Origin of the sequence: Streptomyces sp. NPDC048331 (genome assembly GCF_043201215.1) — a bacterium.
Lineage (GTDB): Bacteria > Actinomycetota > Actinomycetes > Streptomycetales > Streptomycetaceae > Streptomyces.
Genome location: NZ_JBICYT010000021.1, coordinates 40,244 through 65,168 on the forward strand (window position 1 = coordinate 40,244; position 24,925 = coordinate 65,168).

Annotated in this window: 27 protein-coding genes and 1 riboswitch; of the genes, 23 read left to right on the forward strand and 4 right to left on the reverse strand. The window is 71.2% G+C overall.

Translation table 11 applies throughout. From position 1 onward, the window contains the following. Nucleotides 1-49: 49 nt before the first annotated feature. The 14 genes from rimM (at nucleotide 50) to ACGFYY_RS27150 (ending at nucleotide 11,247) form a co-directional block, all read left to right on the forward strand. On the forward strand, nucleotides 50-637 hold the full coding sequence (rimM, locus tag ACGFYY_RS27085) for a ribosome maturation factor RimM (protein WP_393713199.1): 588 nt from the start codon (nucleotides 50-52) through the stop codon (nucleotides 635-637). Next, on the forward strand, nucleotides 637-1,458 hold the full coding sequence (gene trmD, locus ACGFYY_RS27090; protein ID WP_393713201.1) for a tRNA (guanosine(37)-N1)-methyltransferase TrmD: 822 nt from the start codon (nucleotides 637-639) through the stop codon (nucleotides 1,456-1,458). Before rimM ends, trmD begins: the two co-directional genes overlap by 1 nt. A 133-nt stretch (nucleotides 1,459-1,591) precedes the next feature. After that, entirely contained in the window at nucleotides 1,592-1,942 is a 351-nt protein-coding gene (rplS, locus tag ACGFYY_RS27095) for a 50S ribosomal protein L19 (protein ID WP_030011886.1), read from the forward strand. A gap of 44 nt (nucleotides 1,943-1,986) precedes the next feature. Continuing rightward, on the forward strand, nucleotides 1,987-2,724 hold the full coding sequence (gene lepB / locus ACGFYY_RS27100; protein ID WP_393713202.1) for a signal peptidase I: 738 nt from the start codon (nucleotides 1,987-1,989) through the stop codon (nucleotides 2,722-2,724). Further along, nucleotides 2,717-3,592 carry a signal peptidase I gene (gene lepB / locus ACGFYY_RS27105; protein ID WP_393713328.1) on the forward strand — a complete coding sequence of 292 codons (876 nt, stop codon included), beginning with the start codon at nucleotides 2,717-2,719 and terminating at the stop codon, nucleotides 3,590-3,592. Before lepB (ACGFYY_RS27100) ends, lepB (ACGFYY_RS27105) begins: the two co-directional genes overlap by 8 nt. 113 nt (nucleotides 3,593-3,705) lie before the next feature. Continuing rightward, nucleotides 3,706-4,602 (forward strand): signal peptidase I, encoded by an 897-nt coding sequence (gene lepB / locus ACGFYY_RS27110; protein ID WP_393713203.1) that lies wholly within the window; start codon nucleotides 3,706-3,708, stop codon nucleotides 4,600-4,602. Nucleotides 4,603-4,647: 45 nt separating this feature from the next. Then, a complete protein-coding gene (gene lepB, locus ACGFYY_RS27115) occupies nucleotides 4,648-5,430 on the forward strand; it encodes a signal peptidase I (protein ID WP_393713205.1) in 783 nt (260 codons plus the stop codon). Then, nucleotides 5,420-5,926 carry an NUDIX hydrolase gene (locus ACGFYY_RS27120; protein ID WP_365264646.1) on the forward strand — a complete coding sequence of 169 codons (507 nt, stop codon included), beginning with the start codon at nucleotides 5,420-5,422 and terminating at the stop codon, nucleotides 5,924-5,926. The genes lepB (ACGFYY_RS27115) and ACGFYY_RS27120 overlap by 11 nt, the downstream gene beginning before the upstream one ends. Nucleotides 5,927-5,981: 55 nt before the next feature. Beyond that, nucleotides 5,982-6,290 carry a DUF2469 domain-containing protein gene (locus ACGFYY_RS27125; RefSeq protein ID WP_005311352.1) on the forward strand — a complete coding sequence of 103 codons (309 nt, stop codon included), beginning with the start codon at nucleotides 5,982-5,984 and terminating at the stop codon, nucleotides 6,288-6,290. A 123-nt stretch (nucleotides 6,291-6,413) separates the two neighbouring features. Then, nucleotides 6,414-6,785: a YraN family protein gene (locus ACGFYY_RS27130; RefSeq protein WP_365264648.1), complete on the forward strand. Its 372-nt coding sequence runs from the start codon at nucleotides 6,414-6,416 to the stop codon at nucleotides 6,783-6,785. Continuing rightward, on the forward strand, nucleotides 6,785-8,419 hold the full coding sequence (locus ACGFYY_RS27135; protein WP_393713208.1) for a YifB family Mg chelatase-like AAA ATPase: 1,635 nt from the start codon (nucleotides 6,785-6,787) through the stop codon (nucleotides 8,417-8,419). Before ACGFYY_RS27130 ends, ACGFYY_RS27135 begins: the two co-directional genes overlap by 1 nt. Continuing rightward, complete coding sequence (dprA, locus tag ACGFYY_RS27140) at nucleotides 8,416-9,591, forward strand: DNA-processing protein DprA (protein ID WP_393713210.1); 1,176 nt, start codon at nucleotides 8,416-8,418, stop codon at nucleotides 9,589-9,591. Before ACGFYY_RS27135 ends, dprA begins: the two co-directional genes overlap by 4 nt. A 209-nt stretch (nucleotides 9,592-9,800) precedes the next feature. Continuing rightward, a complete protein-coding gene (gene whiG, locus ACGFYY_RS27145) occupies nucleotides 9,801-10,637 on the forward strand; it encodes an RNA polymerase sigma factor WhiG (protein ID WP_030718525.1) in 837 nt (278 codons plus the stop codon). Nucleotides 10,638-10,689: 52 nt separating this feature from the next. Further along, nucleotides 10,690-11,247 (forward strand): TetR/AcrR family transcriptional regulator, encoded by a 558-nt coding sequence (locus tag ACGFYY_RS27150; protein WP_393713330.1) that lies wholly within the window; start codon nucleotides 10,690-10,692, stop codon nucleotides 11,245-11,247. A gap of 81 nt (nucleotides 11,248-11,328) precedes the next feature. On the opposite strand, the gene ACGFYY_RS27155 is transcribed toward ACGFYY_RS27150, so the two are convergent. Beyond that, the gene (locus ACGFYY_RS27155) at nucleotides 11,329-11,793 is read right to left on the reverse strand and encodes a M23 family metallopeptidase (protein WP_393713213.1); all 465 of its coding nucleotides are present in this window, start codon (nucleotides 11,791-11,793) and stop codon (nucleotides 11,329-11,331) included. 248 nt (nucleotides 11,794-12,041) lie between these two features. Here ACGFYY_RS27155 and rpsB point away from each other — a divergent pair, with 248 nt between their 5' ends. The 9 genes from rpsB (at nucleotide 12,042) to ACGFYY_RS27200 (ending at nucleotide 21,877) form a co-directional block, all read left to right on the forward strand. Further along, on the forward strand, nucleotides 12,042-12,923 hold the full coding sequence (rpsB, locus tag ACGFYY_RS27160) for a 30S ribosomal protein S2 (protein WP_202199507.1): 882 nt from the start codon (nucleotides 12,042-12,044) through the stop codon (nucleotides 12,921-12,923). A 135-nt stretch (nucleotides 12,924-13,058) separates the two neighbouring features. Beyond that, on the forward strand, nucleotides 13,059-13,895 hold the full coding sequence (tsf, locus tag ACGFYY_RS27165) for a translation elongation factor Ts (RefSeq protein ID WP_030767128.1): 837 nt from the start codon (nucleotides 13,059-13,061) through the stop codon (nucleotides 13,893-13,895). A gap of 162 nt (nucleotides 13,896-14,057) precedes the next feature. Continuing rightward, nucleotides 14,058-14,837, forward strand: a complete 780-nt coding sequence (gene pyrH / locus ACGFYY_RS27170) for a UMP kinase (protein WP_229876761.1) — start codon at nucleotides 14,058-14,060, stop codon at nucleotides 14,835-14,837. Nucleotides 14,838-14,925: 88 nt separating this feature from the next. Then, the gene (gene frr, locus ACGFYY_RS27175) at nucleotides 14,926-15,483 is read left to right on the forward strand and encodes a ribosome recycling factor (RefSeq protein ID WP_030016386.1); all 558 of its coding nucleotides are present in this window, start codon (nucleotides 14,926-14,928) and stop codon (nucleotides 15,481-15,483) included. After that, nucleotides 15,483-16,559, forward strand: a complete 1,077-nt coding sequence (locus tag ACGFYY_RS27180) for a phosphatidate cytidylyltransferase (RefSeq protein WP_033222938.1) — start codon at nucleotides 15,483-15,485, stop codon at nucleotides 16,557-16,559. Before frr ends, ACGFYY_RS27180 begins: the two co-directional genes overlap by 1 nt. A 93-nt stretch (nucleotides 16,560-16,652) precedes the next feature. Beyond that, nucleotides 16,653-17,765, forward strand: a complete 1,113-nt coding sequence (gene rlmN, locus ACGFYY_RS27185; protein ID WP_150259747.1) for a 23S rRNA (adenine(2503)-C(2))-methyltransferase RlmN — start codon at nucleotides 16,653-16,655, stop codon at nucleotides 17,763-17,765. A gap of 58 nt (nucleotides 17,766-17,823) precedes the next feature. Next, nucleotides 17,824-17,933, forward strand: a riboswitch (TPP riboswitch). A gap of 85 nt (nucleotides 17,934-18,018) precedes the next feature. After that, the gene (locus ACGFYY_RS27190) at nucleotides 18,019-19,119 is read left to right on the forward strand and encodes a thiamine ABC transporter substrate binding subunit (RefSeq protein WP_393713218.1); all 1,101 of its coding nucleotides are present in this window, start codon (nucleotides 18,019-18,021) and stop codon (nucleotides 19,117-19,119) included. Nucleotides 19,120-19,214: 95 nt separating this feature from the next. Continuing rightward, nucleotides 19,215-20,831 carry an ABC transporter permease gene (locus ACGFYY_RS27195; protein ID WP_393713332.1) on the forward strand — a complete coding sequence of 539 codons (1,617 nt, stop codon included), beginning with the start codon at nucleotides 19,215-19,217 and terminating at the stop codon, nucleotides 20,829-20,831. After that, on the forward strand, nucleotides 20,831-21,877 hold the full coding sequence (locus tag ACGFYY_RS27200) for an ABC transporter ATP-binding protein (protein WP_393713220.1): 1,047 nt from the start codon (nucleotides 20,831-20,833) through the stop codon (nucleotides 21,875-21,877). Before ACGFYY_RS27195 ends, ACGFYY_RS27200 begins: the two co-directional genes overlap by 1 nt. On the opposite strand, the gene ACGFYY_RS27205 is transcribed toward ACGFYY_RS27200, so the two are convergent. The 3 genes from ACGFYY_RS27205 to ACGFYY_RS27215 form a co-directional block, all read right to left on the reverse strand. Continuing rightward, the gene (locus ACGFYY_RS27205) at nucleotides 21,874-23,121 is read right to left on the reverse strand and encodes a cytochrome P450 (RefSeq protein ID WP_365264668.1); all 1,248 of its coding nucleotides are present in this window, start codon (nucleotides 23,119-23,121) and stop codon (nucleotides 21,874-21,876) included. The two genes, ACGFYY_RS27200 and ACGFYY_RS27205, sit on opposite strands and share 4 nt — an antisense overlap. 70 nt (nucleotides 23,122-23,191) lie before the next feature. After that, nucleotides 23,192-24,595, reverse strand: coding sequence for an NAD(P)/FAD-dependent oxidoreductase (locus tag ACGFYY_RS27210; protein ID WP_393713223.1), 1,404 nt, complete (start codon nucleotides 24,593-24,595; stop codon nucleotides 23,192-23,194). Further along, nucleotides 24,592-24,855, reverse strand: coding sequence for a ferredoxin (locus tag ACGFYY_RS27215; RefSeq protein ID WP_051782046.1), 264 nt, complete (start codon nucleotides 24,853-24,855; stop codon nucleotides 24,592-24,594). The genes ACGFYY_RS27210 and ACGFYY_RS27215 overlap by 4 nt, the downstream gene beginning before the upstream one ends. Nucleotides 24,856-24,925 lie beyond the last annotated feature (70 nt).

Below are 24,925 nucleotides of genomic sequence, written 5' to 3' on the forward strand. Positions count from 1 at the left end.
AGAGCGACCATTGATGTGAGCAACCACGCCGCAGTAAGGGAAGAGCACAGTGGAGTTGGTAGTCGCGCGGATCGGCCGCGCCCACGGCATCAAGGGTGAGGTCACCGTCGAGGTGCGCACCGACGAGCCGGAGCTGCGACTGAGTCCCGGCGCCGTGCTCAAGACGGAGCCCGCGACGGCGGGACCGCTGACGATCGAGACGGGCCGCGTGCACAGCGGGCGGCTGCTGCTCCGCTTCGCGGGCGTCAAGGACCGCACCGGAGCCGAGGCGCTGCGCAACATCCTCCTGATCGCCGAGGTGGACCCGACGGAGCTCCCGGAGGAGCCCGACGAGTACTACGACCACCAGCTGATGGACCTGGACGTGGTGCTGGAGGACGGCACCGAGATCGGCCGGATCACCGAGATCTCCCACCTGCCCTCGCAGGACCTCTTCATCGTCGAGCGGCCGGACGGCACCGAGGTGATGATCCCCTTCGTGGAGGACATCGTCGCCGAGATCGACCTGGAGGAGCAGCGGTGCGTCATCACCCCGCCGCCGGGGCTGATCGACGAGCGTGACGCCGTCGTCGTCTCGACCCGGGACGAGGCCGCCGAGGCCGCCGAGGACGCCACGGACTCCGAGGGCGACGCCTGATGCGTCTCGACGTCGTCACGATCTTCCCCGAATACCTGGAGCCGCTGAACGTCTCCCTCGTCGGCAAGGCGCGTGCCCGCGGGCAGCTCGACGTACACGTGCACGACCTGCGGGAGTGGACGTACGACCGGCACAACACGGTGGACGACACCCCGTACGGCGGCGGTCCCGGCATGGTCATGAAGACCGAGCCGTGGGGCGAGGCCCTGGACTCCGCGCTGGCCGACGGCTACGAGGCGGGCGCGCACGGGCCCGTCATGGTCGTCCCCACCCCCAGCGGCCGGCCCTTCACCCAGGAACTGGCCGTCGAACTCTCCGAGCGGCCCTGGCTGGTCTTCACGCCGGCCCGGTACGAGGGCATCGACCGCCGCGTCATGGACGAGTACGCCACGCGCATGCCGGTGTACGAGGTCTCCATCGGCGACTACGTACTGGCGGGCGGCGAGGCCGCCGTACTGGTGGTCACCGAGGCCGTGGCCCGACTGCTGCCCGGAGTCCTCGGCAATGCCGAGTCGCACCGCGACGACTCCTTCGCGCCGGGCGAGATGGCCAACCTGCTGGAGGGGCCCGTCTACACCAAGCCCCCGGTGTGGCGCGGCCGGGACATCCCCGAGGTGCTGCTCAGCGGGCACCACGGGAAGATCGCCCGCTGGCGCCGGGACGAGGCGTTCCGTCGGACCGCGCAGAACCGCCCCGACCTGATCGAGCGCTGTGAGGCCGCCGGTTTCGACAAGAAGGACCGGGAGATCCTCTCCGTCCTGGGCTGGCGGCCCTCCGCCGACGGTCGATTTTGGCGCAGGGCCGAGGCCGTGGAAGAATAGGCGGCTGCTGTGTGCTCGCGGGCGCCCCTGCCACAGGGGGACCGTCGTCCGCCGGGTCCCGCAGCTCCCGAATTCTCTACGGAAACCCGCACTGGCGACCTGTGGCGTCATGCGAAGAAAGCAGACGAAGAACATGTCTCACCTGCTCGACGGCGTCAACGCCGCCACGCTCCGCTCGGACGTCCCGGCCTTCCGCCCGGGTGACACGATCAACGTGCACGTCCGCGTGATCGAGGGCAACCGCTCCCGTATCCAGCAGTTCAAGGGCGTAGTCATCCGCCGCCAGGGTGCCGGTGTCTCCGAGACCTTCACCGTGCGCAAGGTCTCCTTCAGCGTCGGCGTGGAGCGTACCTTCCCGGTCCACTCCCCGATCTTCGAGAAGATCGAGCTCGTCACCCGCGGTGACGTTCGCCGTGCCAAGCTGTACTACCTCCGTGAGCTCCGCGGCAAGGCCGCGAAGATCAAGGAGAAGCGCGACCGCTGAGGTAACTCCCGGAGTCCGGAGGCGGCCGGATAGGCTCGCCCTTGATGGACACCGAAGCACCTCACACGCAGCGCGGCCACTCGTCCCCCGTAGAGGGGGACGGGCGGCCGCGTTTTGCGTTCTCCCGGCCTGGCCGAAGGGCCGGCGGGCGACCCCTGACCTGGCGGCGCGCCGGGGTGCTCGGCGTGCTCTGCACCGTCCTCCTGCTGCTGTTCAGCAACTTCGTGGTCCAGCCCTTCCTGATCCCGAGCCGCTCGATGGAGCCGACGCTCCAGGTCGGGGACCGGGTGCTGGTCAACAAGTTGGCGTACCGGTTCGGCGAACAGCCGCGCCGTGGGGACGTGGTGGTCTTCGACGGCACGGGCTCCTTCGTGCGCGAACGTCCCGACGGCAATCCGGTCGGCACCGTGCTGCACGGCGCGGCCTCGGCGCTCGGGCTGGCCGAGCCCTCCGACACCGACTTCGTGAAGCGGGTCGTGGGGGTCGGAGGTGACGACGTGGTGTGCTGCGACGCCGGCGGCCGGGTCGCGGTCAACGGCGTGCCGCTGGCGGAGCCGTACCTCCATCCCGGAGACGCGCCCTCGGTGGTGCCCTTCCGGATCGTCGTACCTCTTGGGACCCTGTGGGTCATGGGTGATCATCGTTCCCAGTCCCGGGACTCCCGGGACCACCTGGGCGAGCCGGGCGGGGGGATGGTGCCGGTGGACAAGGTGATCGGGCGGGCCGACTGGATCGGCTGGCCGCTCTCGCGCTGGGATTCCGTCGGCGGTGGCCATGGGTAGCCGCGGGCGGCGGAAGGGCGAACGGGACTGGGATTTCGAGCCCGAGCCCGAGCCGGAGCCCCCACCGCCCGTGATCTCGCTCGGCCGGGTGGAGGGCGGCCGGGCCGAGCGGCGCCGGACGGCCCGCAAGGTGCGCCGGCGCCGCCGCACGCGCCGCGCCGGCGAGGTGCCGCTGCTGGTGGTCGTGGCACTGTGCATCGCCCTGCTCCTCAAGACCTTCCTGGTGCAGGCCTTCTTCATCCCGTCGGGCTCGATGGAGCAGACGATCCGGATCGGCGACCGGGTCCTGGTGGACAAGTTGACGCCGTGGTTCGGTTCCGAGATCGAGCGCGGCGACATCGTCGTGTTCAAGGACCCCGGCGGCTGGCTCAAGGGCGAGGCGGCCCGGCCGCCCAAGGATCCGATCGTGGTCAAGCAGATCAAGCAGGCGCTGACCTTCATCGGCCTGCTGCCCTCTGCCGACGAGCAGGATCTGATCAAGCGGGTCATCGGCGTCGGCGGGGACACCGTCAAATGCTGCGACAGCCGGGGCCGGGTCACCGTCAACGGATCGCCCCTCGATGAGCCGTACGTGAACCCGGGCAACACGCCTTCGGACATCCCGTTCGAGGTACAGGTTCCGGCGGGCCGACTCTTCGTGATGGGTGATCATCGGGCGAACTCCTCCGATTCCCGCTTCCACCTCGACGAGGGCTTCCAGGGCACGATCCCCGTGAGTGGCGTGGTCGGGGAGGCCGTCGTGATCGCCTGGCCCCAGGGGCACTGGACCCGGCTGGAGCAGCCGGCGACCTTCCGGATGGTGCCCGATCAGGCACGGCGCGAGGGGCGCGGTCGCCGACGGCGCCGTCGGGGCGCGCCGTTCGCATAGTGTGTCCTCGGTCTCCCGCGCCTTAGGGAACTCCCGCTCGTTAAGGGAGGGGAGGGCCCGTACCCGATTCGGCGCGGGCGGCAATTCGCGAGTGAGGAGTGGATGTGGGGGACGTGGCGGTAGGCGCACGGTCCGGACGCGACGAAGGCGAGGAGCGGCCGGACGACGCCGTCAGGCCCGAGACCGAGGAGGACGGCGCTCAGGAGCACGCGCAGCGATCCTTCTGGAAGGAGATCCCGCTCCTCATCGGTATCGCCCTGCTGCTGGCCCTGCTGATCAAGACGTTCCTGCTCCAGGCCTTCTCGATCCCGTCCGCCTCGATGCAGAACACCCTGCAGATGGGCGACCGGGTCCTGGTGGACAAGCTGACCCCGTGGTTCGGCTCCGAGCCGGAGCGCGGTGAGGTCGTCGTCTTCCACGACCCCGCGGACTGGCTGTCCGGGCAGCCCACCCCCGAGCCGAACATCTTCCAGCAGGTGCTCAGCAAGATCGGCCTGATGCCGGACGCCTCCGAGAAGGACCTGATCAAGCGGGTCATCGCGATCGGCGGGGACACGGTCGAGTGCAAGAAGGGGGGACCGGTCGTCGTCAACGGCAAGGAGCTGGACGAGCCGTACATCTACCCCGGCAACACCCCGTGCGACGACCTCCCGTTCGGCCCGATCACCGTGCCCAAGGGCAAGGTCTGGGTCATGGGCGACCACCGGCAGAACTCCGAGGACTCCCGCTACCACCAGCAGGACTCCACCAAGGGCTTCGTTCCGGTGGACAAGGTCGTCGGGCGGGCCGTGGTGGTCGCGTGGCCGGTCACCCGCTGGTCCACCCTGCCGGTCCCGGACACCTTCGACCAGCCGGGCATCGGCAACCAGGCCGCGGCGACCGCGCTCGGTCTCGGGGCCGCCGGGCTGGCCCCGGTCGGGCTCGGCCCGGCCGCGCTGGGGCTCGCGGGAGCCGTCCCGCTGGTCATGTGGCGCAGGCGGAAGCCGGCCAGCGGCCGTACCGACGGGTAGGGTGCCGCCCAGGTCGACGATCCCGAAGTGTGTGGGGGCGCTGCAATGGGCGGAACAGAAGCAATACGTGGTGGCAAGGATGGCCGCGGCGGTCTCGGCAATGTGCTGTCGGGTATCGCCGTGGCCATCGGCTTTGCGCTCTTCCTGGGCGGCTTCGTGTGGGGGGCGGTCGTCTACCGGCCCTACACGGTCCCCACCGACTCGATGATGCCCACGGTGCGACCCGGGGACCGGGTGCTGGCGGAGCGCATCGACGGCGCCGAGGTGCGCCGCGGGGACGTGGTCATCTTCACCGATTCCCAGTGGAGCGACTCTCCCATGGTCAAGCGGGTCGTCGGCGTCGGCGGCGACGTCGTGAAGTGCTGCGGCGCGGCCGGCGAGCTCACGGTCAACGGCGTCCCGCTGGACGAGCCCTACGCCGACACCAGCAAGCCGGAAACGGGCCTGGAGATGCCACCCGGACAGACCGCGCCCTCGGGGACCCCCTTCGAGGTGGCGGTCCCCGAGGGCAACCTCTTCCTGCTGGGCGACCGGCGGGCCTCGTCCCTGGACTCCCGGGCCCATCTGCAGGAGGCCGGGCAGGGCACCGTGTCCCGGTCGGACGTCAGCGCCCGCGTCGACGCCCTGGCCTGGCCCGACATGACGATGCTGGAGCGGCCGGCCACGTACGAGGCCCTGCCCGGCGGGATCTCGCGGCCCGGGCCGCTGAGGCTGCAGGTCATGGCGGTGCTCGCCGGAGCCGTCCTGGTGGCCGCCGGAGGTGTCCACGGGCCGGTGGCCCGGGTCCTCGCGCGCGGACGACGGCGGGAGCCGGCCGGTGTCCGCTGACCCGGCGGCCGGGCACGGCCGCCGCAAGGTGTCACGGGTGATCCTGCTGGACCCGGAGGACCGGATCCTGCTGCTGCACGGCTTCGAACCGGCCGACCCGACCGACGACTGGTGGTTCACCCCCGGCGGCGGACTGGAGGGGACCGAGAGCCGGGAGCAGGCCGCCCTGCGCGAGCTGGCGGAGGAGACCGGGATCACCGAGGTGGAGCTGGGGCCGGTGCTGTGGCACCGCTACTGCTCCTTCCCCTTCGACGGGCGCCGCTGGGAACAGGACGAGTGGTACTTCCTGGCCCGGACGACCCGGACCGAGACCGAGATGAGCGGCTTCACCGAGCTGGAACGGCGCAGCGTCACCGGAGCGAGGTGGTGGACCTCCGAGGAACTTCTGGCGGCCCATGAGACGGTGTACCCGACCAGACTCGCCGAGCTGCTCCGTACGCTGCTCGACGACGGTCCTCCGGGTGAGCCGGTGGTCCTGGCCCCGGAAATCGTTTAGGGGCGCGGGGGCCTGGCGCACAATAGGGGGACGCACGGCTGAAGGGGAACATGCCATGAGTGCCGAGGACCTCGAAAAGTACGAGACCGAGATGGAGCTGAAGCTCTATCGGGAGTACCGCGACGTCGTCGGGCTGTTCAAGTATGTGATCGAGACGGAACGCCGTTTCTACCTCACGAACGACTACGAGATGCAGGTGCATTCGGTTCAGGGAGAGGTGTTCTTCGAGGTCTCCATGGCCGACGCCTGGGTCTGGGACATGTACCGGCCGGCCCGCTTCGTGAAGCAGGTCCGGGTACTGACCTTCAAGGACGTGAACATCGAGGAGCTCAACAAGAGCGACCTCGAACTGCCCGGCAGCTGAGAGCCGTCGGCCGGACCGCCTCACCCGCACGGGTGAGGCGGTTCTCCACAACGGCCGGACCGTCCACCAAGATCCACAAGGTGGGTGGGAGTGCGGGACCGTCGGTGCCGGAGGTGGTGCCGGATGAACGCGAAGGGCGTGGCACAGCAGGCATTGGGGCGGTACGGCGAGGACCTCGCGGCCCGGCGGCTGACCGAAGCCGGGATGACCGTCATCGCACGGAACTGGCGGTGTCGCGGCGGCGAGATCGACATCGTCGCCCGGGACGGGGACGCCCTCGTCGTCTGCGAGGTCAAGACCCGCCGGGCGGGTGAGTTCGAGCATCCCATGGCCGCCGTGCGGCCCGCCAAGGCCGAGCGCTTACGCACGCTCGCCGGGCGCTGGCTCGCCGACCACGGCGGACCGCCCCCGGGCGGGGTACGCATCGACCTCGTCGGGGTGCTGCTGCCACGGCGCGGCGCCCCCCTCGTCGAACACGTGCGGGGGGTGGCCTGATGGGCTTCGCGCGAGCCTGCTCGGTGGCGCTGGTCGGCGTCGACGGCGTGGTCGTCGAGGTACAGGCCGACCTGGAGCCCGGCGTGGCCGCCTTCACCCTGGTGGGGCTGCCGGACAAAACCCTGGTCGAGAGCCGGGACCGGGTGCGGGCCGCCGTGGTCAACTCAGGGGCGGCCTGGCCGCAGAAGAAACTCACGGTCGGGCTCAGCCCGGCCTCCGTACCGAAGTCCGGCGCCGGCTTCGACCTGGCCGTCGCGGCGGCCGTGCTCGGCGCGGCCGAGGTGGTCGACCCGGGTGCCATCGCCGACCTGGTCCTGATCGGCGAGTTGGGTCTGGACGGCCGGGTGCGCCCGGTCCGCGGGATCCTGCCCGCGGTCCTCGCCGCGGCCGAGGCCGGCCACCGGCAGGTGGTGGTGCCGCAGCAGTGCGCGGCCGAGGCCGCGCTCGTCCCCGAGGTCTCCGTCCTCGGCGTACGCAGCCTGCGCCAGTTGATCGCCGTCCTGACCGGCGGTGAGGTCCCCGAGGAGGAACCCTGCGGGCCCTCCGGCCGGCCGGACCCGATGCTCGCCGGGCTCCTCGTCCCCGGGGCGGGACTGGGCACGGGCCTCGCCCGGAGCCGGCCCGGCCGGGAGGAGGGCGCCGACTTCCCCGACCTCGCGGATGTCGCGGGGCAGCACACGGCGCGCCGCGCCCTGGAGGTGGCGGCCGCCGGCGGACACCACCTCTTCCTCAGCGGACCGCCCGGGGCGGGCAAGACCATGCTGGCCGAGCGGCTGCCCTGGCTGCTGCCGCCGCTCACCCGTCAGGACTCCCTGGAGGTCACGGCCGTCCACTCGGTCGCGGGAATCCTCCCGCCCGGTGAACCCCTGGTCGCCAGGCCGCCGTACTGCGCACCGCACCATTCGGCGACCATGCAGTCCCTGGTGGGTGGGGGGACGGGGATCCCCAGGCCCGGGGCGGTCTCCCTGGCCCACCGGGGCGTGCTCTTCCTCGACGAGGCCGCGGAGTTCCACAGCCGGGCACTGGACGCGCTGCGGCAACCCCTCGAATCGGGGCACGTGGTCATCGCCCGCACCGCGGGGGTGGTAAGGCTGCCCGCCAGGTTCCTGATGGTGCTCGCCGCCAACCCGTGCCCGTGCGGGCGCCACACCCTGCACGGCGCCGGGTGCGAATGTCCGCCCTCGGTGATCCGGCGTTACCAGGCGCGGCTGTCCGGGCCGTTGCTCGACCGGGTGGACCTGCGCGTGGAGGTCGAGCCCGTGACCCGCGGCGACCTGATGGGGCGGGGCGGCCGCGGGGAATCCACCGCGGCGGTCGCCGACCGGGTGCGACAGGCCCGGGAGCGCGCCGCTGCCAGACTCGCCGACACACCGTGGCGGCTCAACTCCGAGGTGCCCGGGCAGGAACTGCGGACCCGGTGGCAGGCCGGACCCGGCGCGCTGGCCCCCGCCGAGCGCGACCTGGAACGGGGCCTGCTCACCGCGCGCGGCCTGGACCGGGTGCTGCGGGTCGCCTGGACCGTGGCCGACCTGCGGGAACGGGACCGGCCCGAGGCGCTGGACGTGGCCGTGGCGCTGGAGCTGCGGACCGGCATCGCCCGCGGGGCGATGTCGCTGCCGGGAGCCGGGACATGAGCGCGTCCGGAGACGAGGAACTGCTGGCGCGGGCGGCGCTCACCCGGGTGCTGGAGCCCGGGGACGCGCACGGCGGGCGGTGGCTGCGGGAGTTCGGCGCGGTGGGCCTGATACGGCTGCTGACCGACCCCGGGGCGGAGCCGGGCACCCCGTCAGGAGTGGGGCCCGAGCGGCTCGCCGGGTACCGCCGACGGGCCGCGCTGGCCGACCCCGGGCGGGACCTCGCGGACGCCGCCGAGGCGGGAGGCCGGTTCGTCTTCCCGGGATCGGCGCAGTGGCCGACCCAGCTCGACGACCTGGGCGACGAGAGGCCCGTCGGCCTGTGGCTACGGGGCCGGCCGAACCTCCGTACCTGGGCGCTGCGTTCGGTCTCCGTGGTCGGGGCCCGCGCCTGCACCCCGTACGGCGCGCACATGGCCCAGACCCTGGCCGCCGGACTCGCCGAGCGGGGCTGGGTCGTGGTGTCCGGCGCCGCGTTCGGGATCGACGGCGCGGCCCACCGAGGGGCCCTCGCCTCGGGCGGCGCGACCGCTGCGGTGCTCGCCTGCGGGGTGGACGTCGCCTACCCGCGCGGACACGCCGGGCTGCTCGGCCGGATCGCCGGGCAGGGGCTGATCCTCGGGGAGCTGCCACCGGGCAGCCACCCGACCCCCAGCCGGTTCGTCCTGCGCAACCGGGTCATCGCCGCCCTCACCCGCGGCACGGTCGTCGTGGAGGCCGCGCACCGCAGCGGCTCCCTGGTCACGGCCCGCCGCGCGCAGCGCCTGGGCCGGTTCACGATGGGCATCCCCGGGCCCGCCACCAGCGGTCTCTCCGCCGGGGTGCACGAACTGCTGCGCGGCGAGGCCGCGCTCGTCACCGACGCGGCCGAGGTGATCGAGCTGGTCGGAGCCATGGGCGAGCTGGCGCCCGAGCGGCGCGGCCCGGTGCTCGCCCGGGACCTGCTGGACCCGGACACCGCCCGGGTGCTCGAAGCGCTGCCCGCCGGCCGCCCGGCGGACGTGGCCGAGCTGGCACTTGCCTCCGGCACCGGCACCGATGAAGTCATCGGCAGACTGTACGAACTTCACTCTCTGGGGTTCGTCGAACGGCAGGGCGACGGCTGGCAGTTGAGCAGACAAACGGCTGGAGGAGGCACACAAACCGGCGGCTCCCGGCGAGGCGGTCGTTGACCTGGGGAGTTCCGGTGAAAGAGTGAAAGCGATGAGAGACGCGGTCTTCCCGGTGGTGGTCGCCGGGACCGAGCGCCAGGCGCCGGTCCCGGGTCGCCCGCGCGAGTCCGGGCGCCTCCCGGCCCCCGCGCCATCCCGTACTCTTCGCGCACCGCGACAATCCCGTCACGCTACGCTCCCAAGGAATCCGGCTCCGGCAAAGGCGAAGCATGCCCCAGCACACCTCAGGGTCCGACCGCGCTGCGGTGCCCCCCGCTGCCCGAGGCAGCGTGCGGTCCACCGCGCCCTCGTCCCTGGAGGTGCTGTGGCGCTCGTACAAGGAGTCGGGTGACGAGCGGCTGCGGGAGCAGCTGATCCTGCACTACTCGCCCCTGGTGAAGTACGTGGCCGGCCGCGTCAGCGTGGGCCTGCCGCCCAACGTGGAGCAGGCCGACTTCGTCTCCTCCGGGGTCTTCGGGCTGATCGACGCCATCGAGAAGTTCGACATCGAGCGGTCGATCAAGTTCGAGACGTACGCGATCACCCGGATCCGGGGCGCGATGATCGACGAGCTGCGGGCGCTGGACTGGATCCCGCGCTCGGTCCGGCAGAAGGCGCGCGCGGTGGAACGGGCCTACGCCACGCTGGAGGCCCAACTACGGCGCACCCCGACGGAGAGCGAGGTCGCCGGGGAGATGGGGATCGGCGTGGAGGACCTCCACACCGTCTTCAGCCAGTTGTCGCTGGCCAACGTGGTCGCCCTGGAGGAGCTGCTGCACGTCGGCGGCGAGGGCGGCGACCGCCTCTCACTGATGGACACGCTGGAGGACACCGCCGCCGACAACCCGGTGGCGGTGGCCGAGGACCGTGAGCTGCGGCGCCTGCTGGCGCGGGCCATCAACACGCTGCCCGAGCGGGAGAAGACCGTGGTGACCCTCTACTACTACGAGGGACTCACGCTGGCCGAGATCGGCAACGTCCTCGGCGTCACCGAGAGCCGGGTCAGCCAGATCCACACCAAGTCCGTCCTGCAACTGCGCGCGAAGTTGGCAGATGTGGGGAGGTGAGCTTGCGCTACCTCCGTAGAGTGGACGTGTGCCCAGGATTCGAGCGGCCTCCGTGGCCGAGCACCGGTCGATGCAGCGCGGCGCCCTCTTGGACGCCGCGCGATCCCTGCTGTCCGAAGGCGGGACGGAGGCGCTGACCTTCCCCGCCCTCGCGGAGCGGACCGGGCTCGCCCGGTCCTCCGTGTACGAGTACTTCCGCTCCCGCGCCGCCGTGGTCGAAGAGCTGTGCGCCGTGGACTTCCCCGTGTGGGCCGCCGAGATCGAAGCGGCGATGGAGCGGGCGCAGGCGCCGGAGGCGAAGATCGAGGCCTACGTGCGCAGCCAGTTGGGGCTCGTGGGCGACCGGCGGCACCGCGCGGTGGTGGCCATCTCGGCCAGCGAGCTGGACGCGGGCGCGCGGGAGAAGATCCGTGCGGCGCACGGCGGGCTCATCGCGATGATCGTCGAGGCCCTGAGCGCCTTGGGGCACGCGGAGCCGAGGCTGGCCGCGATGCTGCTCCAAGGCGTCGTGGACGCGGCCGTGCGGCGGATCGAGCTCGGTGCGGCGGAGGATCCCACCGTCGTGACGGAGGCCGCCGTGGCCATGGCCCTGCGGGGTGTCCGGGGCTGAGGCCCACGCGGGCCCGCGTCTCGGACCCGGCGCCCCGAAACCCCGCGCCCCGACACCGCCGCCCCGCCCCCGCCCCACGGATCAGCCGCCGGTGGGATCCGCCGGGAGCAGCCTCGGGGTCGGGCGGGGAAGCAGGGTGAGCGGGTCGAGGTACACCTCGCCGGCCAGCAGGCCCCAGTGCAGGCAGGGCGCCGGACAGTGCGAGCCCTCCGTCAGAACCGCCACCACCTGGCCGGCCGTGACCTCCTCGCCCTCCGTGACCAGGGGCCGGACCGGCTCGTAGGTGGTGCGCAACCCGTTCGGCAGTGCCAGCGAGAGCACGCCGCGCCCGGCGACGGGCCCGGCGTGGTGGACCCGGCCGGCCGCGACCGCCCGGACTTCCGTGCCCACCGGCGCCGACAGGTCCACACCGCGGTGACCGGCCGCGTAGGGGGTCGGCGGTGGGTCCCACCAGCGGGCCACCGACAGGGGGGCGGGCAACGGGCGGACCCCGGGAAGGGCCGACTGGGCCAGGGCGAGGAGCAGGCTGAGCAGCAAGGTCGTCATGGACCCCAGGGTCCCGCGGGGCCCGGACGGGCGTCCGGGCCTGTGGACGGCCGGGGCACTGTGGACAACGGCGTCACCCGGCATACCGCCGGGTCCCGTACACTTCTTGTGGCGATCCGGGTCACCGGGTCGACTTCGCACGCCCCGGCGCCAGGCTGAAACAGCCAGGTGACAGCGTCTCTCGGTCCCTCATGGGGCAGGACGCGGTGGGGCGTCAGGAACCAAACCGAGAAACCAAGGAGATGGCCATGGCCGTCGTCACGATGCGGGAGCTGCTGGAAAGCGGCGTCCACTTCGGTCACCAGACCCGCCGTTGGAACCCGAAGATGAAGCGCTTCATCTTCACGGAGCGCAACGGCATCTACATCATCGACCTGCTGCAGTCGCTGTCGTACATCGACCGCGCCTACGAGTTCGTGAAGGAGACCGTCGCGCACGGTGGCTCCATCATGTTCGTCGGTACCAAGAAGCAGGCCCAGGAGGCCATCGCCGAGCAGGCGACGCGCGTTGGTATGCCGTACGTCAACCAGCGGTGGCTGGGTGGCATGCTCACCAACTTCTCCACCGTCTACAAGCGCCTTCAGCGTCTGAAGGAGCTTGAGGCGATCGACTTCGAGGACGTCGCCGCCTCGGGTCTCACCAAGAAGGAGCTCCTGGTCCTCTCCCGCGAGAAGACCAAGCTGGAGAAGACCCTCGGTGGTATCCGCGAGATGTCGAAGGTTCCCAGCGCCGTCTGGATCGTCGACACCAAGAAGGAGCACATCGCCGTCGGTGAGGCGCGCAAGCTCCACATCCCGGTCGTCGCGATCCTCGACACCAACTGTGACCCCGACGAGGTCGACTACAAGATCCCGGGCAACGACGACGCGATCCGTTCCGTCACCCTGCTCACCCGCGTGATCGCCGACGCCGTCGCCGAGGGCCTCATCGCCCGCTCCGGCGCTGCGACCGGCGACTCGAAGCCGGGCGAGAAGGCCGCCGCCGAGCCGCTCGCCGAGTGGGAGCGCGACCTGCTCGAGGGCGAGAAGAAGGCCGACGAGACCGAGGCCGCCCCGGCTGCCGAGGCTGTCGTCGAGGCCCCGGCCGCCGAGGCTGTCGAGGCCCCGGCCGCCGACGCCGAGCAGGCCTGACCCACTGAGAGCGCCCGGCGTTCACGCGCCGGGCACTCACAGCACGGACGATGACGGCGGGGGAGCCGCGCCTGGGGCGCGGCGCCTCCGCCGTTCACCCGTAGATCTACGACTTCGAGAGAGAATCACAGACTCATGGCGAACTACACCGCCGCTGACGTCAAGAAGCTCCGCGAGCTCACCGGCGTCGGCATGATGGACTGCAAGAACGCGCTGGTCGAGTCCGACGGCGACGTCGACAAGGCCATCGAGGCCCTCCGCATCAAGGGTCAGAAGGGCGTCGCCAAGCGCGAGGGCCGTTCTGCCGAGAACGGTGCCGTCGCCTCCCTCATCTCCGACGACAACACCTCCGGTGTCCTCGTCGAGCTGAAGTGCGAGACGGACTTCGTCGCCAAGGGCGACAAGTTCCAGGCGGTCACCAACGAGATCGCCGCGCACATCGCCGCGACCTCCCCGGCCGACATCGAGGCGCTGCTCGCGTCCGAGATCGAGCCCGGCAAGACCGTCCAGGCGTTCGTGGACGAGGCCAACGCCAACCTCGGCGAGAAGATCGTCCTGGACCGCTTCGCGCAGTTCACCGGCGGTTACGTCTCCGCGTACATGCACCGCACCATGCCCGACCTGCCGTTCCAGATCGGCGTCCTGGTCGAGCTGGACAAGGAGAACGCCGAGGTCGCCCGCGGCATCGCGCAGCACATCGCCGCGTTCTCCCCGCAGTGGCTGTCCGCCGAGGACGTTCCGGCCGAGAAGGTCGAGTCCGAGCGTCGCGTGGCCGAAGAGGTCACCCGCGCCGAGGGCAAGCCCGAGGCTGCCATCGCGAAGATCGTCGAAGGTCGCGTCAACGGCTTCTTCAAGGAGAACACCCTCCTTGGCCAGGCGTACGCCCTGGACAACAAGAAGTCGGTCCAGAAGGTTCTGGACGAGGCCGGCGTCACCCTGGTGCGCTTCTCGCGCATCAAGGTCGGCATCTGAGTCCGTCCGTACGCGACGGACACCGGACCCCGGTAGGGTCTGAAGCAGTCATCCGCGCTCGCGCGAGACGACCGCAGATCTGACGAGGAGGCCATTGCCGTAGAGGGAACCGCAAGGACCCACCGGCAATGGCCTTCTTCGTATGTGCACGAGGAGATCTCCATGAATCAGGGCGTGGACCCCCACACCGCATCCGACGACAAGAGCGACCAGGACGAGAAGGGCCGCCGCTTCATGCTGAAGCTGTCGGGCGAGGCCTTCTCCGGTGGCGGAGGACTGGGCGTCGACCCCGACGTCGTCCACGCCATCGCGCGTGAGATCGCCGCGGTGGTCCGCGACGGCGCGGAGATCGCCGTCGTGATCGGCGGCGGCAACTTCTTCCGCGGCGCCGAACTCCAGCAGCGCGGCATGGACCGGGCCCGGTCCGACTACATGGGCATGCTCGGTACCGTCATGAACTGCCTCGCGCTCCAGGACTTCCTGGAGAAGGAGGGCATCGACTCCCGCGTCCAGACCGCCATCACGATGGGCCAGGTCGCGGAGCCGTACATCCCGCTGCGTGCCGTGCGGCACCTGGAGAAGGGCCGCGTCGTCATCTTCGGCGCCGGCATGGGCATGCCCTACTTCTCCACCGACACCACGGCCGCCCAGCGCGCCCTGGAGATCGACGCCGAGGCCCTGCTCATGGGCAAGAACGGTGTCGACGGGGTCTACGACTCCGACCCGAAGAAGAACCCGGACGCGGTGAAGTTCGACGCGCTGGAGTACAGCGAGGTCCTCTCCCGCGACCTCAAGGTCGCCGACGCCACCGCGATCACGCTCTGCCGCGACAACAAGCTGCCGATCCTCGTTTTCGAACTCCTCGCCGAGGGCAATATCGCCCGCGCCGTCAAGGGTGAGAAGATCGGCACGCTCGTGAGCGACCAGGAAACCCGGGCCTAGCAGTCCGCTGCCGGACCGAGCGAGCCGTAGGCCGGCTCGTCGGCCCCGCCCGCCTGAACCATCCAAATCTGACATGCAGGAGCACGTGGTGACCGAAGAGATCCTCCTCGAGGCCGAGGAGAAGATGGAAAAGGCCGTCGTCGTCGCCAAGGAAGACTTCGCCGCGATTCGCACCGGCCGTGCGCACCCGGCGATGTTCAACAAGATCGTGGCGGAGTACTACGGCGCCATCACGCCCATCAACCAGCTCGCCTCCTTCTCGGTGCCCGAGCCGCGCATGGCGATCGTGACCCCGTTCGACAAGAGCGCCCTGCGCAACATCGAGCAGGCCATCCGCGACTCCGACCTCGGTGTCAACCCGAGCAACGACGGCAGCATCATCCGGGTGACCTTCCCCGAGCTGACGCAGGACCGCCGCAAGGAGTACATCAAGGTCGCGCGCACCAAGGCCGAGGACTCGAAGATCTCGCTCCGCGCCGTCCGTCGCAAGGCCAAGGACGCCCTCGACAAGCTGGTCAAGGACAAGGAGGCCGGCGAGGACGAGGTGCGCCGCGCGGAGAAGGAGCTCGACGACACCACCGCGAAGTACGTCGCGCAGGTGGACGAGCTCCTGAAGCACAAGGAAGCCGAGCTCCTCGAAGTCTGATGAACGACTCTTCCTGGCAGCCGGAGCCGGTTCCGGCGGGTCCCGCATACGATGCGCAGGTGGGCCCGCACACTCGGCCCATGCCCATCGTGCCCGATGCCGCCGGCCGTGACTTCGACGACCGGGAAGCACGCGATCGGGGGGTCGCCGCCGACAGCGGCCCCCTCTTCCGCGCCGATACGCCGCCGCAGGAGCCCATGCCCAGCCCCCCGCCTCCGCATGCCCAGCAGCCGCAGGACGCCTCGCCCCCGCCGCCGAAGAAGCGCGCGGGCCGGGATCTGCGCGCCGCCATAGGTGTGGGCGTGGGTCTCGGCGCGGTGATCTTCGCTTCGCTGCTGATCGTCAAGGCCGTCTTCGTCGGCGTCATCGTCGTCGCGGTCGTCGTCGGCCTGTGGGAGCTCACCTCCCGCCTGCAGGAGCAGAAGGGCATCAAGGCCCCGCTGGTCCCGCTCGCGGTCGGTGGCGCCGCCATGGTCATCGCCGGATACGTCCGGGGGGCCGAGGGCGCCTGGGTCGCCATGGCCCTGACCGTGCTCGCGGTCCTGGTGTGGCGGATGACCGAACCGCCCGAGGACTACCTCAAGGACGTCACGGCGGGCGCCTTCGCGGCGTTCTACGTGCCCTTCCTGGCCACCTTCGTCGCGATGTTGCTCACCGCCGACGACGGGCCCCAGCGCGTGATCACCTTCCTGCTCCTGACCGTGGTCAGCGACACCGGGGCCTACGCGGTCGGCTGGCGCTTCGGCAAGACCAAGCTCGCGCCGCGCATCAGCCCCGGCAAGACCCGCGAGGGACTGTTCGGCGCGGTGGCCTTCGCGATGGCGGCCGGCGCGCTGTGCATGGAGTTCCTGATCGACGGCGGTTCCTGGTGGCAGGGCCTGCTGCTGGGCCTCGCGGTCGCGGTCAGCGCCACCCTGGGCGACCTGGGCGAGTCGATGATCAAGCGGGACCTCGGCATCAAGGACATGGGCACGCTGCTGCCGGGACACGGCGGCATCATGGACCGCCTGGACTCCCTGCTTCCGACGGCCCCCGTCGTGTGGCTGCTGCTGGCAGCCTTCGTAGGCACCGGCTGACCTGCGAAAAGGCGTCGCAGGACGCCGGGCGGTTACTCTTGGAAGGCGCGCTGCTTCTGCGGCGCGCCTTTCGTCTTACAAGGAGTACCTGCCATGGCCCGCCCCGTTCCGGGAGAGCTCACCTTCGTCGCCCCTCGTGGGGCCAAGAAGCCGCCCCGGCACCTCGCCGACATGACCCCGGCCGAGCGCCGCGAGGCGGTCGCCGCGATCGGCGAGAAGCCGTTCCGGGCCAAGCAGCTCTCCCAGCACTACTTCGCCCGGTACGCGCACGACCCGGCCGAGTGGACCGACATCCCGGCCGGCTCGCGGGAGAAGCTCCAGCAGGAGCTGCTGCCGGACCTGATGAGCGTCATCCGGCACATCTCGTGCGACGACGACACCACCCGCAAGACCCTGTGGAAGCTGCACGACGGCACGCTCGTCGAGTCCGTGCTCATGCGCTACCCCGACCGGGTCACCATGTGCATCTCCTCGCAGGCCGGCTGCGGTATGAACTGTCCGTTCTGCGCCACCGGCCAGGCGGGCCTGGACCGCAACCTGTCCACCGCCGAGATCGTGCACCAGATCGTCGACGGCATGCGCGCGCTGCGCGACGGCGAGGTCCCCGGCGGCCCGGCCCGGCTGTCGAACATCGTCTTCATGGGCATGGGCGAGCCGCTCGCCAACTACAACCGCGTGGTCGGCGCCATCCGCCGGCTCACCGACCCGGAGCCCGACGGCCTCGGTCTGTCGCAGCGCGGTATCACCGTCTCCACCGTCGGCCTGGTCCCGGCCATGCTGCGCTTCGCCGACGAGGGCTTCAAGTGCCGCCTCGCCGTCTCGCTGCACGCGCCCGACGACGAGCTGCGCGACACCCTCGTGCCCGTGAACACGCGCTGGAACGTGCGCGAGGTGCTCGGCGCCGCCTGGGAGTACGCGGAGAAGTCCGGCCGCCGGATCTCCATCGAGTACGCCCTGATCCGTGACATCAACGACCAGGCCTGGCGCGGTGACCTCCTGGGCAAGCTGCTCAAGGGCAAGCGCGTACACGTCAACCTGATCCCGCTCAACCCGACGCCGGGCTCCAAGTGGACCGCCTCGCGGCCCGAGGACGAGAAGGCCTTCGTGGAGGCCATCGCCCGCCACGGTGTGCCGGTGACCGTACGGGACACCCGGGGCCAGGAGATCGACGGCGCGTGCGGCCAGCTGGCTGCCTCGGAGCGCTAGATTCCGCCTCCGTTCGACGCTATTCGGCCACGGGGTACCCTGTGGCCGAACCAATTTCATATTCCGACAGGGGAGCGCCACAGCGCTGAGAGTGCGGTATCCGTCATCCGCAGACCCTCTGAACCTCGCCCCGGTCATTCGGGGTAGGAAGTTCGGTCACCACTCTTGCTGTTGCGCCCTGCCCGGCGTCCGCTCTCGCAGAGCGCCGGGCAGGGCCGCGTCTTCTCCTGGACATCCCAGGAGGAATCAACCGATGAGCACCACCAAGAAGATCGCGGGCGTCGCGCTCGCGGCCGCGCTGGGCGTCACCACGCTCAGCGCCTGCGGCGGCGGCGACACCAAGGACAAGCCCGCCGGCGCGAGCGACGGCCCGAAGTCCAAGACCGTCACACTCGTCTCCCACGACTCGTTCAATGTGACCGATTCGGTCCTGAAGGAGTTCGAGCAGCAGAGCGGCTACACGGTCAAGGTCCTGAAGTCCGGGGACGCCGGCGCGGCCCTGAACCAGGAGATCCTCACCAAGGGCTCGCCGCGCGGCGACGTCTTCTTCGGCGTGGACAACACCCTCCTCTCGCGCGCCCTCGACAACGGCATCTTCACCCCGTACGAGGCCAAGGGCCTCGCCGAGGTCAAGCCCGAGTACGTGCTCGACAAGGAGCACCGGGTCACCCCGATCGACTCCGGCGACATCTGCGTCAACTACGACAAGGCGTACTTCGCCGAGAAGAAGATCGCCCCGCCGCAGACGCTGGACGACCTGACCAAGCCCGAGTACAAGAACCTGCTGGTGGTCGAGAACGCCGCGACCTCCTCGCCCGGCCTCGGCTTCCTGCTCGCCTCCGTCGGCAAGTACGGCGAGGACGGCTGGAAGGACTACTGGAGCAAGCTCAAGGCCAACGGCGTCGAGGTCGTCGACGGCTGGGAGCAGGCCTACAACGAGCGCTTCTCCGGCTCCGCGGGCGGCAAGAAGGCCAAGGGCGACCGCCCGCTGGTCGTCTCCTACGCCTCCAGCCCGCCGGTCGAGGTCCTGTACGGCGAGCCCCAGCCGGCCGAGGCCCCCACGGGCGTCTCCACCGGGACCTGCTTCCGCCAGATCGAGTTCGCGGGTCTGCTCAAGGGCGCCAAGAACGAGGAGGGCGGCAAGGCCCTCGTGGACTTCCTGGTCAGCAAGAAGTTCCAGGAGGACATGCCGCTCCAGATGTTCGTGAACCCGGTGACGAAGGACGCCGCCCTGCCGGAGCTGTTCACCAAGCACGGTGTGGTGGTCGAGAAGCCGGAGAACGTGGCTCCCGAGACCATCGCCAAGAACCGTGAGCAGTGGGTCAAGGCATGGACCGCGCTCGTCGTGAAGTAAGCGGTACCAAGGAGCCGGGCGTGGCGTCGGGGGGCGCCGCGCCGGGCTCCGGCCCCCGCGAGGGGGCGCGGGCGACCGCCGTGCGGCTCGCCCTGATGGCCCTCCCCCTCGCCTTCTTCGGGCTGTTCTTCGCCTACCCCGTCGCCGCGATCGTCGGGCGTGGCCTGAAGACCGACGAGGGGTGGCAGTTCGGCCGGTTCGCGGAGGTGCTGGGCCGCCCCGACATCGCCGACGTGCTGTGGTTCACCACCTGGCAGGCCTTCGCCTCGACCCTCCTCACGCTGGTGATCGCCCTCCCCGCCGCGTACGTCTTCGCGCGCTTCGAGTTCCCGGGCAAGCAGCTGCTGCGCGCCGTGGTGACCGTGCCCTTCGTGCTGCCGACCGTGGTGGTCGGCACCGCTTTCCTCGCGCTGCTGGGGCGGGGCGGGCTGCTGGACGAACTGGTGGGCGTCCGGCTCGACACCACCGTCTGGGCGATCCTGCTCGCGCACGTCTTCTTCAACTACGCCGTCGTGGTCCGTACGGTCGGCGGGCTGTGGGCCCAGCTCGATCCGCGTCAGGAGGAGGCCGCCCGCGTGCTCGGCGCCGGCCGGTTCACCGCCTGGCGGCGGGTGACGCTGCCCGCGCTGGCCCCGGCGGTGGCCGCCGCCTCGCTGATGGTGTTCCTGTTCACCTTCAGCTCCTTCGGCGTCGTACTGATCCTCGGCGGACCCGCGTACTCCACCCTGGAGGTGGAGGTCTACCGGCAGACCGCGCAGCTCCTGGACCTGCCGACGGCCGCCGTCCTGACCATGGTGCAGTTCGCCGCGATCGGCGCGATCCTCGCCGTGCACGCCTGGACCGTGCGCAAGCGCGAGAGGGCGCTGCGGCTGGTGGACCCGGGCCGCACCACCCACCGGCCGCGCGGCTGGGCGCAGCGCACGCTGCTGGGCGGGGTGCTGCTGACCGTCGCGCTGCTGATCGTGCTGCCGCTGGGCGTGCTGGTCGAGCGGTCCTTCGACACCCCCGGCGGCTACGGCCTCGGCTACTACCGGGCCCTTCAGGACGCGGGCGCCGGTGGCGGGACCTTCCTGGTGGCGCCGCTGGAGGCGATCGGCAACTCCCTGCAGTACGCGCTCGCCGCCACCGCGATCGCCCTGCTCGTCGGCGGACTCGCGGCCGCGGCGCTGACCCGGCGCGGAGGCCGCTTCGTACGCGGCTTCGACGCGCTGTTGATGCTGCCGCTCGGGGTGTCCGCGGTGACCGTGGGCTTCGGCTTCCTGATCACCCTGGACGAGCCGCCGCTGGACCTGCGGACCACGTGGATCCTCGTGCCGCTGGCACAGGCCCTGGTGGGCGTGCCCTTCGTCGTACGCACCATGCTGCCGGTGCTGCGCGCGGTGGACGGGCGGTTGCGCGAGGCCGCAGCGGTGCTCGGCGCGTCGCCGCTGCGGGCCTGGCGGGAGGTGGATCTTCCGCTGGTGCGGCGGGCGCTGCTGATCGCGGCCGGGTTCGCCTTCGCGGTCTCGCTGGGGGAGTTCGGCGCGACCGTGTTCATCGCGCGGGCGGACCGGCCGACCCTGCCGGTGGCCGTGGCACGGCTGCTGGGGCGGGCCGGAGAGCTGAACTACGGGCAGGCGATGGCCCTGAGCACGATCCTGATGCTGGTGTGCGCGGTGTCCCTGCTGCTGCTGGAGCGACTGCGACCCGACAAGACCTCCGGAGAATTCTGATGACACTGCTTCAGCTGGAGGGGGTGTCGGTCCGCTTCGGTGAGCGCGCGGCCCAGTACGCCTTGGACGGCGTGGACCTCACGGTCGCCGAGCACGAGGTCGTGTGCGTGCTGGGGCCGAGCGGCAGCGGCAAGTCCACGCTGCTGCGGGTCGTCGCCGGACTCCAGCAGATGTCCGCCGGGCGGGTGCTGCTGGGCGGGGCCGACCAGGCCGGCGTCCCCGTGCACCGGCGAGGCGTGGGCCTGATGTTCCAGGACCACCAGCTCTTCCCGCACCGCGATGTCGGCGCGAACGTCTCCTTCGGGCTGAAGGTGCGGGGAGCCGGACGGGCCTCGTCCGCGGCCCGGGTCGCGGAACTCCTGGAACTGGTCGGGCTCCCCGGGGCCCAGGCCCGGGCGGTGGCGTCCCTGTCCGGCGGCGAGCAGCAGCGGGTCGCGCTGGCCCGGGCGCTGGCCCCGTCACCGAGGCTGCTGATGCTCGACGAACCGCTGGGGCAGTTGGACCGGGGGCTGCGCGAGCGGCTGGTGGTCGAGCTGCGGGGGCTGTTCTCCCGGCTGGGCACGACCGTACTGGCCGTGACGCACGACCAGGGCGAGGCCTTCGCCCTGGCCGACCGGGTGGTGGTCATGAGGGACGGCCGGATCGCGCAGGCCGGGACCCCCCTGGAGGTGTGGCAGCGGCCCGCGTCGGAGTTCGTGGCGCGCTTCCTCGGCTTCGAGAACGTGGTCCCGGCCGTGGTCTCGGGCGATGCGGCCGCCACCGCGTGGGGCAAGGTTCCGGTACCGGCCGGCTCCCCGGAGGGGGAGCAGCGGCTGCTGATCCGCCCGGCCGGCGTGGTGCTGCGCGCGGCGGGACTGCGGTGCGAGGTGGTGTCCCGGACCTTCCGTGGCACGCACGTCGCCCTCCAGCTGCGGCCGGAGGCGGGGCCGATGCTGGAGGCCGAGTGCGATCTGGCGGGGGCGCCGGCCGTGGGGGACCGGGTCGCGGTGAGCTTCACCCCCGCCGAGGTCGTCGTCCTTCCGCCGGAGACCGTCGAGGCCGTCTAGGCGCGGATGCCGTCGCAGGCGATCTGCAGGTGGCGCGGGCCGCGCAGGACCGAGTTCTGGCGGTACTGCGGCGGGTCCTCCAGCAGCCGCGGGTTCTCCAACCGGCGGGCCAGCTCGCTCAGCGCCAGCTGGGCCTCCTGCCGGGCCAGCGGCGCCCCGAAGCAGCTGTGGATGCCGCTGCCGAGGCCGAGGTGCTGGATGTCCTTGCGGTCGGGGTCGAAGCGGTTCGGGTCCTCGAACCGCTTCGGGTCGCGGTTCCCGGAGGCCAGCATCAGCCACACGGACGCGCCCTTGGGGATCGTGACCCCGGCGACCTCGACGTCCGAGAGGGTGGTGCGCTGGGGCAGCAGCTGCACCGGCGGCTCGTAGCGCAGCAGTTCCTCGACGATCGGGACCGCCAGATCGGGGTCGTTGCGCAACCGCTCCAGGACGTCCGGGAAGCGCAGCAGCGTCAGCATCCCGTTGGTGATGAGGTTGACCGTGGTCTCGTGGCCCGCGATCAGCAGCAGCGCGGAGGTGCTGAGCGCCTCCATGGTGGTCATCGCGCCGTCCGGGCCGTCCGCCGTCGCGAGCTGCGACAGCATGTCGTCGCCCGGGTTCTTGCGGCGTTCCTCGATCAGCCCGGCCAGGTACATGCCCAGCTCCATGCGGGCGTCCATCGAGCCCTGGCCGCGCTGGGTGGGGTCCGCGTCCGGGTCGGGGTCCAGGCTGGCGGCCAGGGTCTCCGCCCAGACGTGGAAGCGGGGTTCGTCCTCGCGGGGGATGCCGAGCAGCCGGCAGATGACCGAGACCGGGAAGGGGTACGCGAACTGGTCGACCAGGTCGATCCGGTCCAGCTGCCCGGTCTCCACGATGCCGTCGATGAGCCCGGTGACGAGGCCGCCGAGTTCGTCGCGCATGTCGTGCACCCGGTGGGGGGCGTGCGGCGGGCCGAACGGCCGGTTCGTCATCCGCCGCAGCCGGTCGTGGTCGGGCGGGTCGAGCTTGAGGAAGGACGGGGGCAGCGTCGTGCCCTCCTCGTCGGACTGGTCGCCCAGCAGATCGTCCCCGGTCGCCTTCAGGTTCTTGGCGTCGGAGCTGATCCGAGGGTCGTGCAGCAGGCTGTGGATCTCGTAGTACGTACTGACCACGTACGGGCCGTCCCCGTCGTGGGACACCGGGGTCTTGCGGAGCTCCTCGTACAGCGGGTACGGATTCGCGCGGTTCGCGTAGTCGATGATCTCCCGCAGCAGGGCTTGGGTCATGACAGGTCCTCGTGATCCTCGGGGGAGGGCGCGGTGCGGTGCGGCCGGTGGCGCGGGGCGGGGATGAAGGTCATCTTCCGGGAGTGAAGGTCATCTTCCGGTCGGCCGGTGAATAGCCGCTCAGCGTGATCGTCGGCCCGTGGGTGGGGACGGACGGGTCCGGGAAGTCGGCCGGCAGCGGCTTGGCTCCCTCGGGCCTGCGGTCCACCGTGGAGAACTCCGGCGGGAACGGGGCCGTGGCCTCGATCTGCTGCTCGTAGAACGGCAGCCACCGGCAGTTGTCGAAGGTGACGGCGGCGATCAGACGCCCCTGGTACCCGTAGGCGGCCGCGAACCGGCGCTCGGCGAGCGAGCCCTGGGTGATGAGGATCTCGGTCCCCATCGGCGGCACCCCGACCGACTTGATGTTCACGCCGAACTGGGATGACCAGAACGCCGGAACCCACAGGTGGGGGCGGCGGTCGGCGCTCTCGCTGAGCATGTTGTGCGCGGCGGTGTCGGCCTGGGCGACGGCGTTGCCCCAGTGCTCCAGCGACAGGAACTGGTAGCCGAACAGCGCGTGCGGGGAACGCGCCACGTCACCCGCCACGTAGATGTCGTCGGTGACGATGCCCCGGACGTCGAAGGCCCGGCAGCCCGCGTCGCAGGCGATGCCGCGCGGACCCGCGCCCAGTCCCGAGCCGGCCAGCCACTCGGTGTTGCGCTGCGCGCCCAGCGAGACGACCACCACGTCCGCCTCGATGGTCGACCCGTCGGAGAGGTGCGCGGCGCGGACCCGCCCGGAGGGGTCGCCCTCCAGCGAGGTCACCATGACTCCGGTCCGCAGGTCGACGCCGTGCTCGCGGTGCATCTCGGCGGCCACCGCGCCGATCACCCCGCCCAGCGCACCGACGAGCGGGGCGTCGCCCCGTTCGGCGACGGTGACGTCCAGGCCACGCTCCCGGCAGGCGGAGGCGATCTCGGACCCGGTGAACCCGGCCCCGATGACCAGCACCCGGCGGGGACCGGCGGCCAAGGCCCGTTGCAGCCCTTCGCCGTCGTCGCGGGTGCGCAGGACGAAGACACCCTTGAGGGCGCCCTCCTCCGGGTTGGGCCACGGCCGGGCGCGTACACCGGTGGCGATCAGCAGCCGGTCGTACTCGACCTCGTCTCCGTTGCCGAGCTTGACCCGACGGGCGGCCATGTCCAGGCCGGTGGCCGGGACCCCGAGCCGCCAGTCGGCGTCGATCGCCCGGCGGCGGGGGAGCGCCGTGTGGTCGGCGACCGCGTTGCCCAGCAGGACCTGCTTGGACAGCGGGGGCCGGTCGTACGGCTCGTACGGTTCGTCGCCGATCAGCGTGAGCGAACCGGCGAATCCCTTCTCGCGCATGGTCTCGGCGGCCCGCAGACCGGCCAGCGAGGCGCCGACGACGACGATGCGGCCCTCGCGCTTGAGGCGCTCCAGGGATCCGTCGTGTGTTCCTGCACCGGTCACTGGGCGCCTCCGGAACGAGATCCGGTGCCGGCCACGGCATCTGGGGTCACCATGTTCGCCATGTCCTCGTCCGTGATCTCCAGGAGGATGGCCTGAACCGGACAGGCGGCCACGGCACGCAGGACGTCCTCGCGCTGTGCCGGATCCGCCTCCGGGTTGTAGAGCAGCGACTCGTCGCCGTGCATGGCGAAGACATCGGGAGCGAGGAATGCGCACTGGGCGTATCCCTGGCAGCGGTTGAGGTCGACGACAAGCCTCATGACGGTTCTGCCTTTCGCTCGGGCGTTCCTCCCCGTCACCCCCCGGAGCCCCCCGGGTCCTCCCCGTCCC

Bases quoted from the DNA above. Each gene is read 5' to 3' on its own strand.
- trmD (WP_393713201.1), top strand. From the start codon at position 637: ATGCGTCTCGACGTCGTCACGATCTTCCCCGAATACCTGGAGCCGCTG.
- rplS (WP_030011886.1), top strand. From the start codon at position 1,592: ATGTCTCACCTGCTCGACGGCGTCAACGCCGCCACGCTCCGCTCGGAC.
- lepB (WP_393713202.1), top strand. From the start codon at position 1,987: ATGGACACCGAAGCACCTCACACGCAGCGCGGCCACTCGTCCCCCGTA.
- lepB (WP_393713328.1), top strand. From the start codon at position 2,717: ATGGGTAGCCGCGGGCGGCGGAAGGGCGAACGGGACTGGGATTTCGAG.
- lepB (WP_393713205.1), top strand. From the start codon at position 4,648: ATGGGCGGAACAGAAGCAATACGTGGTGGCAAGGATGGCCGCGGCGGT.
- ACGFYY_RS27125 (WP_005311352.1), top strand. From the start codon at position 5,982: ATGAGTGCCGAGGACCTCGAAAAGTACGAGACCGAGATGGAGCTGAAG.
- ACGFYY_RS27130 (WP_365264648.1), top strand. From the start codon at position 6,414: ATGAACGCGAAGGGCGTGGCACAGCAGGCATTGGGGCGGTACGGCGAG.
- ACGFYY_RS27135 (WP_393713208.1), top strand. From the start codon at position 6,785: ATGGGCTTCGCGCGAGCCTGCTCGGTGGCGCTGGTCGGCGTCGACGGC.
- dprA (WP_393713210.1), top strand. From the start codon at position 8,416: ATGAGCGCGTCCGGAGACGAGGAACTGCTGGCGCGGGCGGCGCTCACC.
- whiG (WP_030718525.1), top strand. From the start codon at position 9,801: ATGCCCCAGCACACCTCAGGGTCCGACCGCGCTGCGGTGCCCCCCGCT.
- ACGFYY_RS27155 (WP_393713213.1), bottom strand. From the start codon at position 11,793: ATGACGACCTTGCTGCTCAGCCTGCTCCTCGCCCTGGCCCAGTCGGCC.
- rpsB (WP_202199507.1), top strand. From the start codon at position 12,042: ATGGCCGTCGTCACGATGCGGGAGCTGCTGGAAAGCGGCGTCCACTTC.
- tsf (WP_030767128.1), top strand. From the start codon at position 13,059: ATGGCGAACTACACCGCCGCTGACGTCAAGAAGCTCCGCGAGCTCACC.
- pyrH (WP_229876761.1), top strand. From the start codon at position 14,058: ATGAATCAGGGCGTGGACCCCCACACCGCATCCGACGACAAGAGCGAC.
- ACGFYY_RS27180 (WP_033222938.1), top strand. From the start codon at position 15,483: ATGAACGACTCTTCCTGGCAGCCGGAGCCGGTTCCGGCGGGTCCCGCA.
- rlmN (WP_150259747.1), top strand. From the start codon at position 16,653: ATGGCCCGCCCCGTTCCGGGAGAGCTCACCTTCGTCGCCCCTCGTGGG.
- ACGFYY_RS27190 (WP_393713218.1), top strand. From the start codon at position 18,019: ATGAGCACCACCAAGAAGATCGCGGGCGTCGCGCTCGCGGCCGCGCTG.
- ACGFYY_RS27195 (WP_393713332.1), top strand. From the start codon at position 19,215: ATGGCCCTCCCCCTCGCCTTCTTCGGGCTGTTCTTCGCCTACCCCGTC.
- ACGFYY_RS27200 (WP_393713220.1), top strand. From the start codon at position 20,831: ATGACACTGCTTCAGCTGGAGGGGGTGTCGGTCCGCTTCGGTGAGCGC.
- ACGFYY_RS27205 (WP_365264668.1), bottom strand. From the start codon at position 23,121: ATGACCCAAGCCCTGCTGCGGGAGATCATCGACTACGCGAACCGCGCG.
- ACGFYY_RS27215 (WP_051782046.1), bottom strand. From the start codon at position 24,855: ATGAGGCTTGTCGTCGACCTCAACCGCTGCCAGGGATACGCCCAGTGC.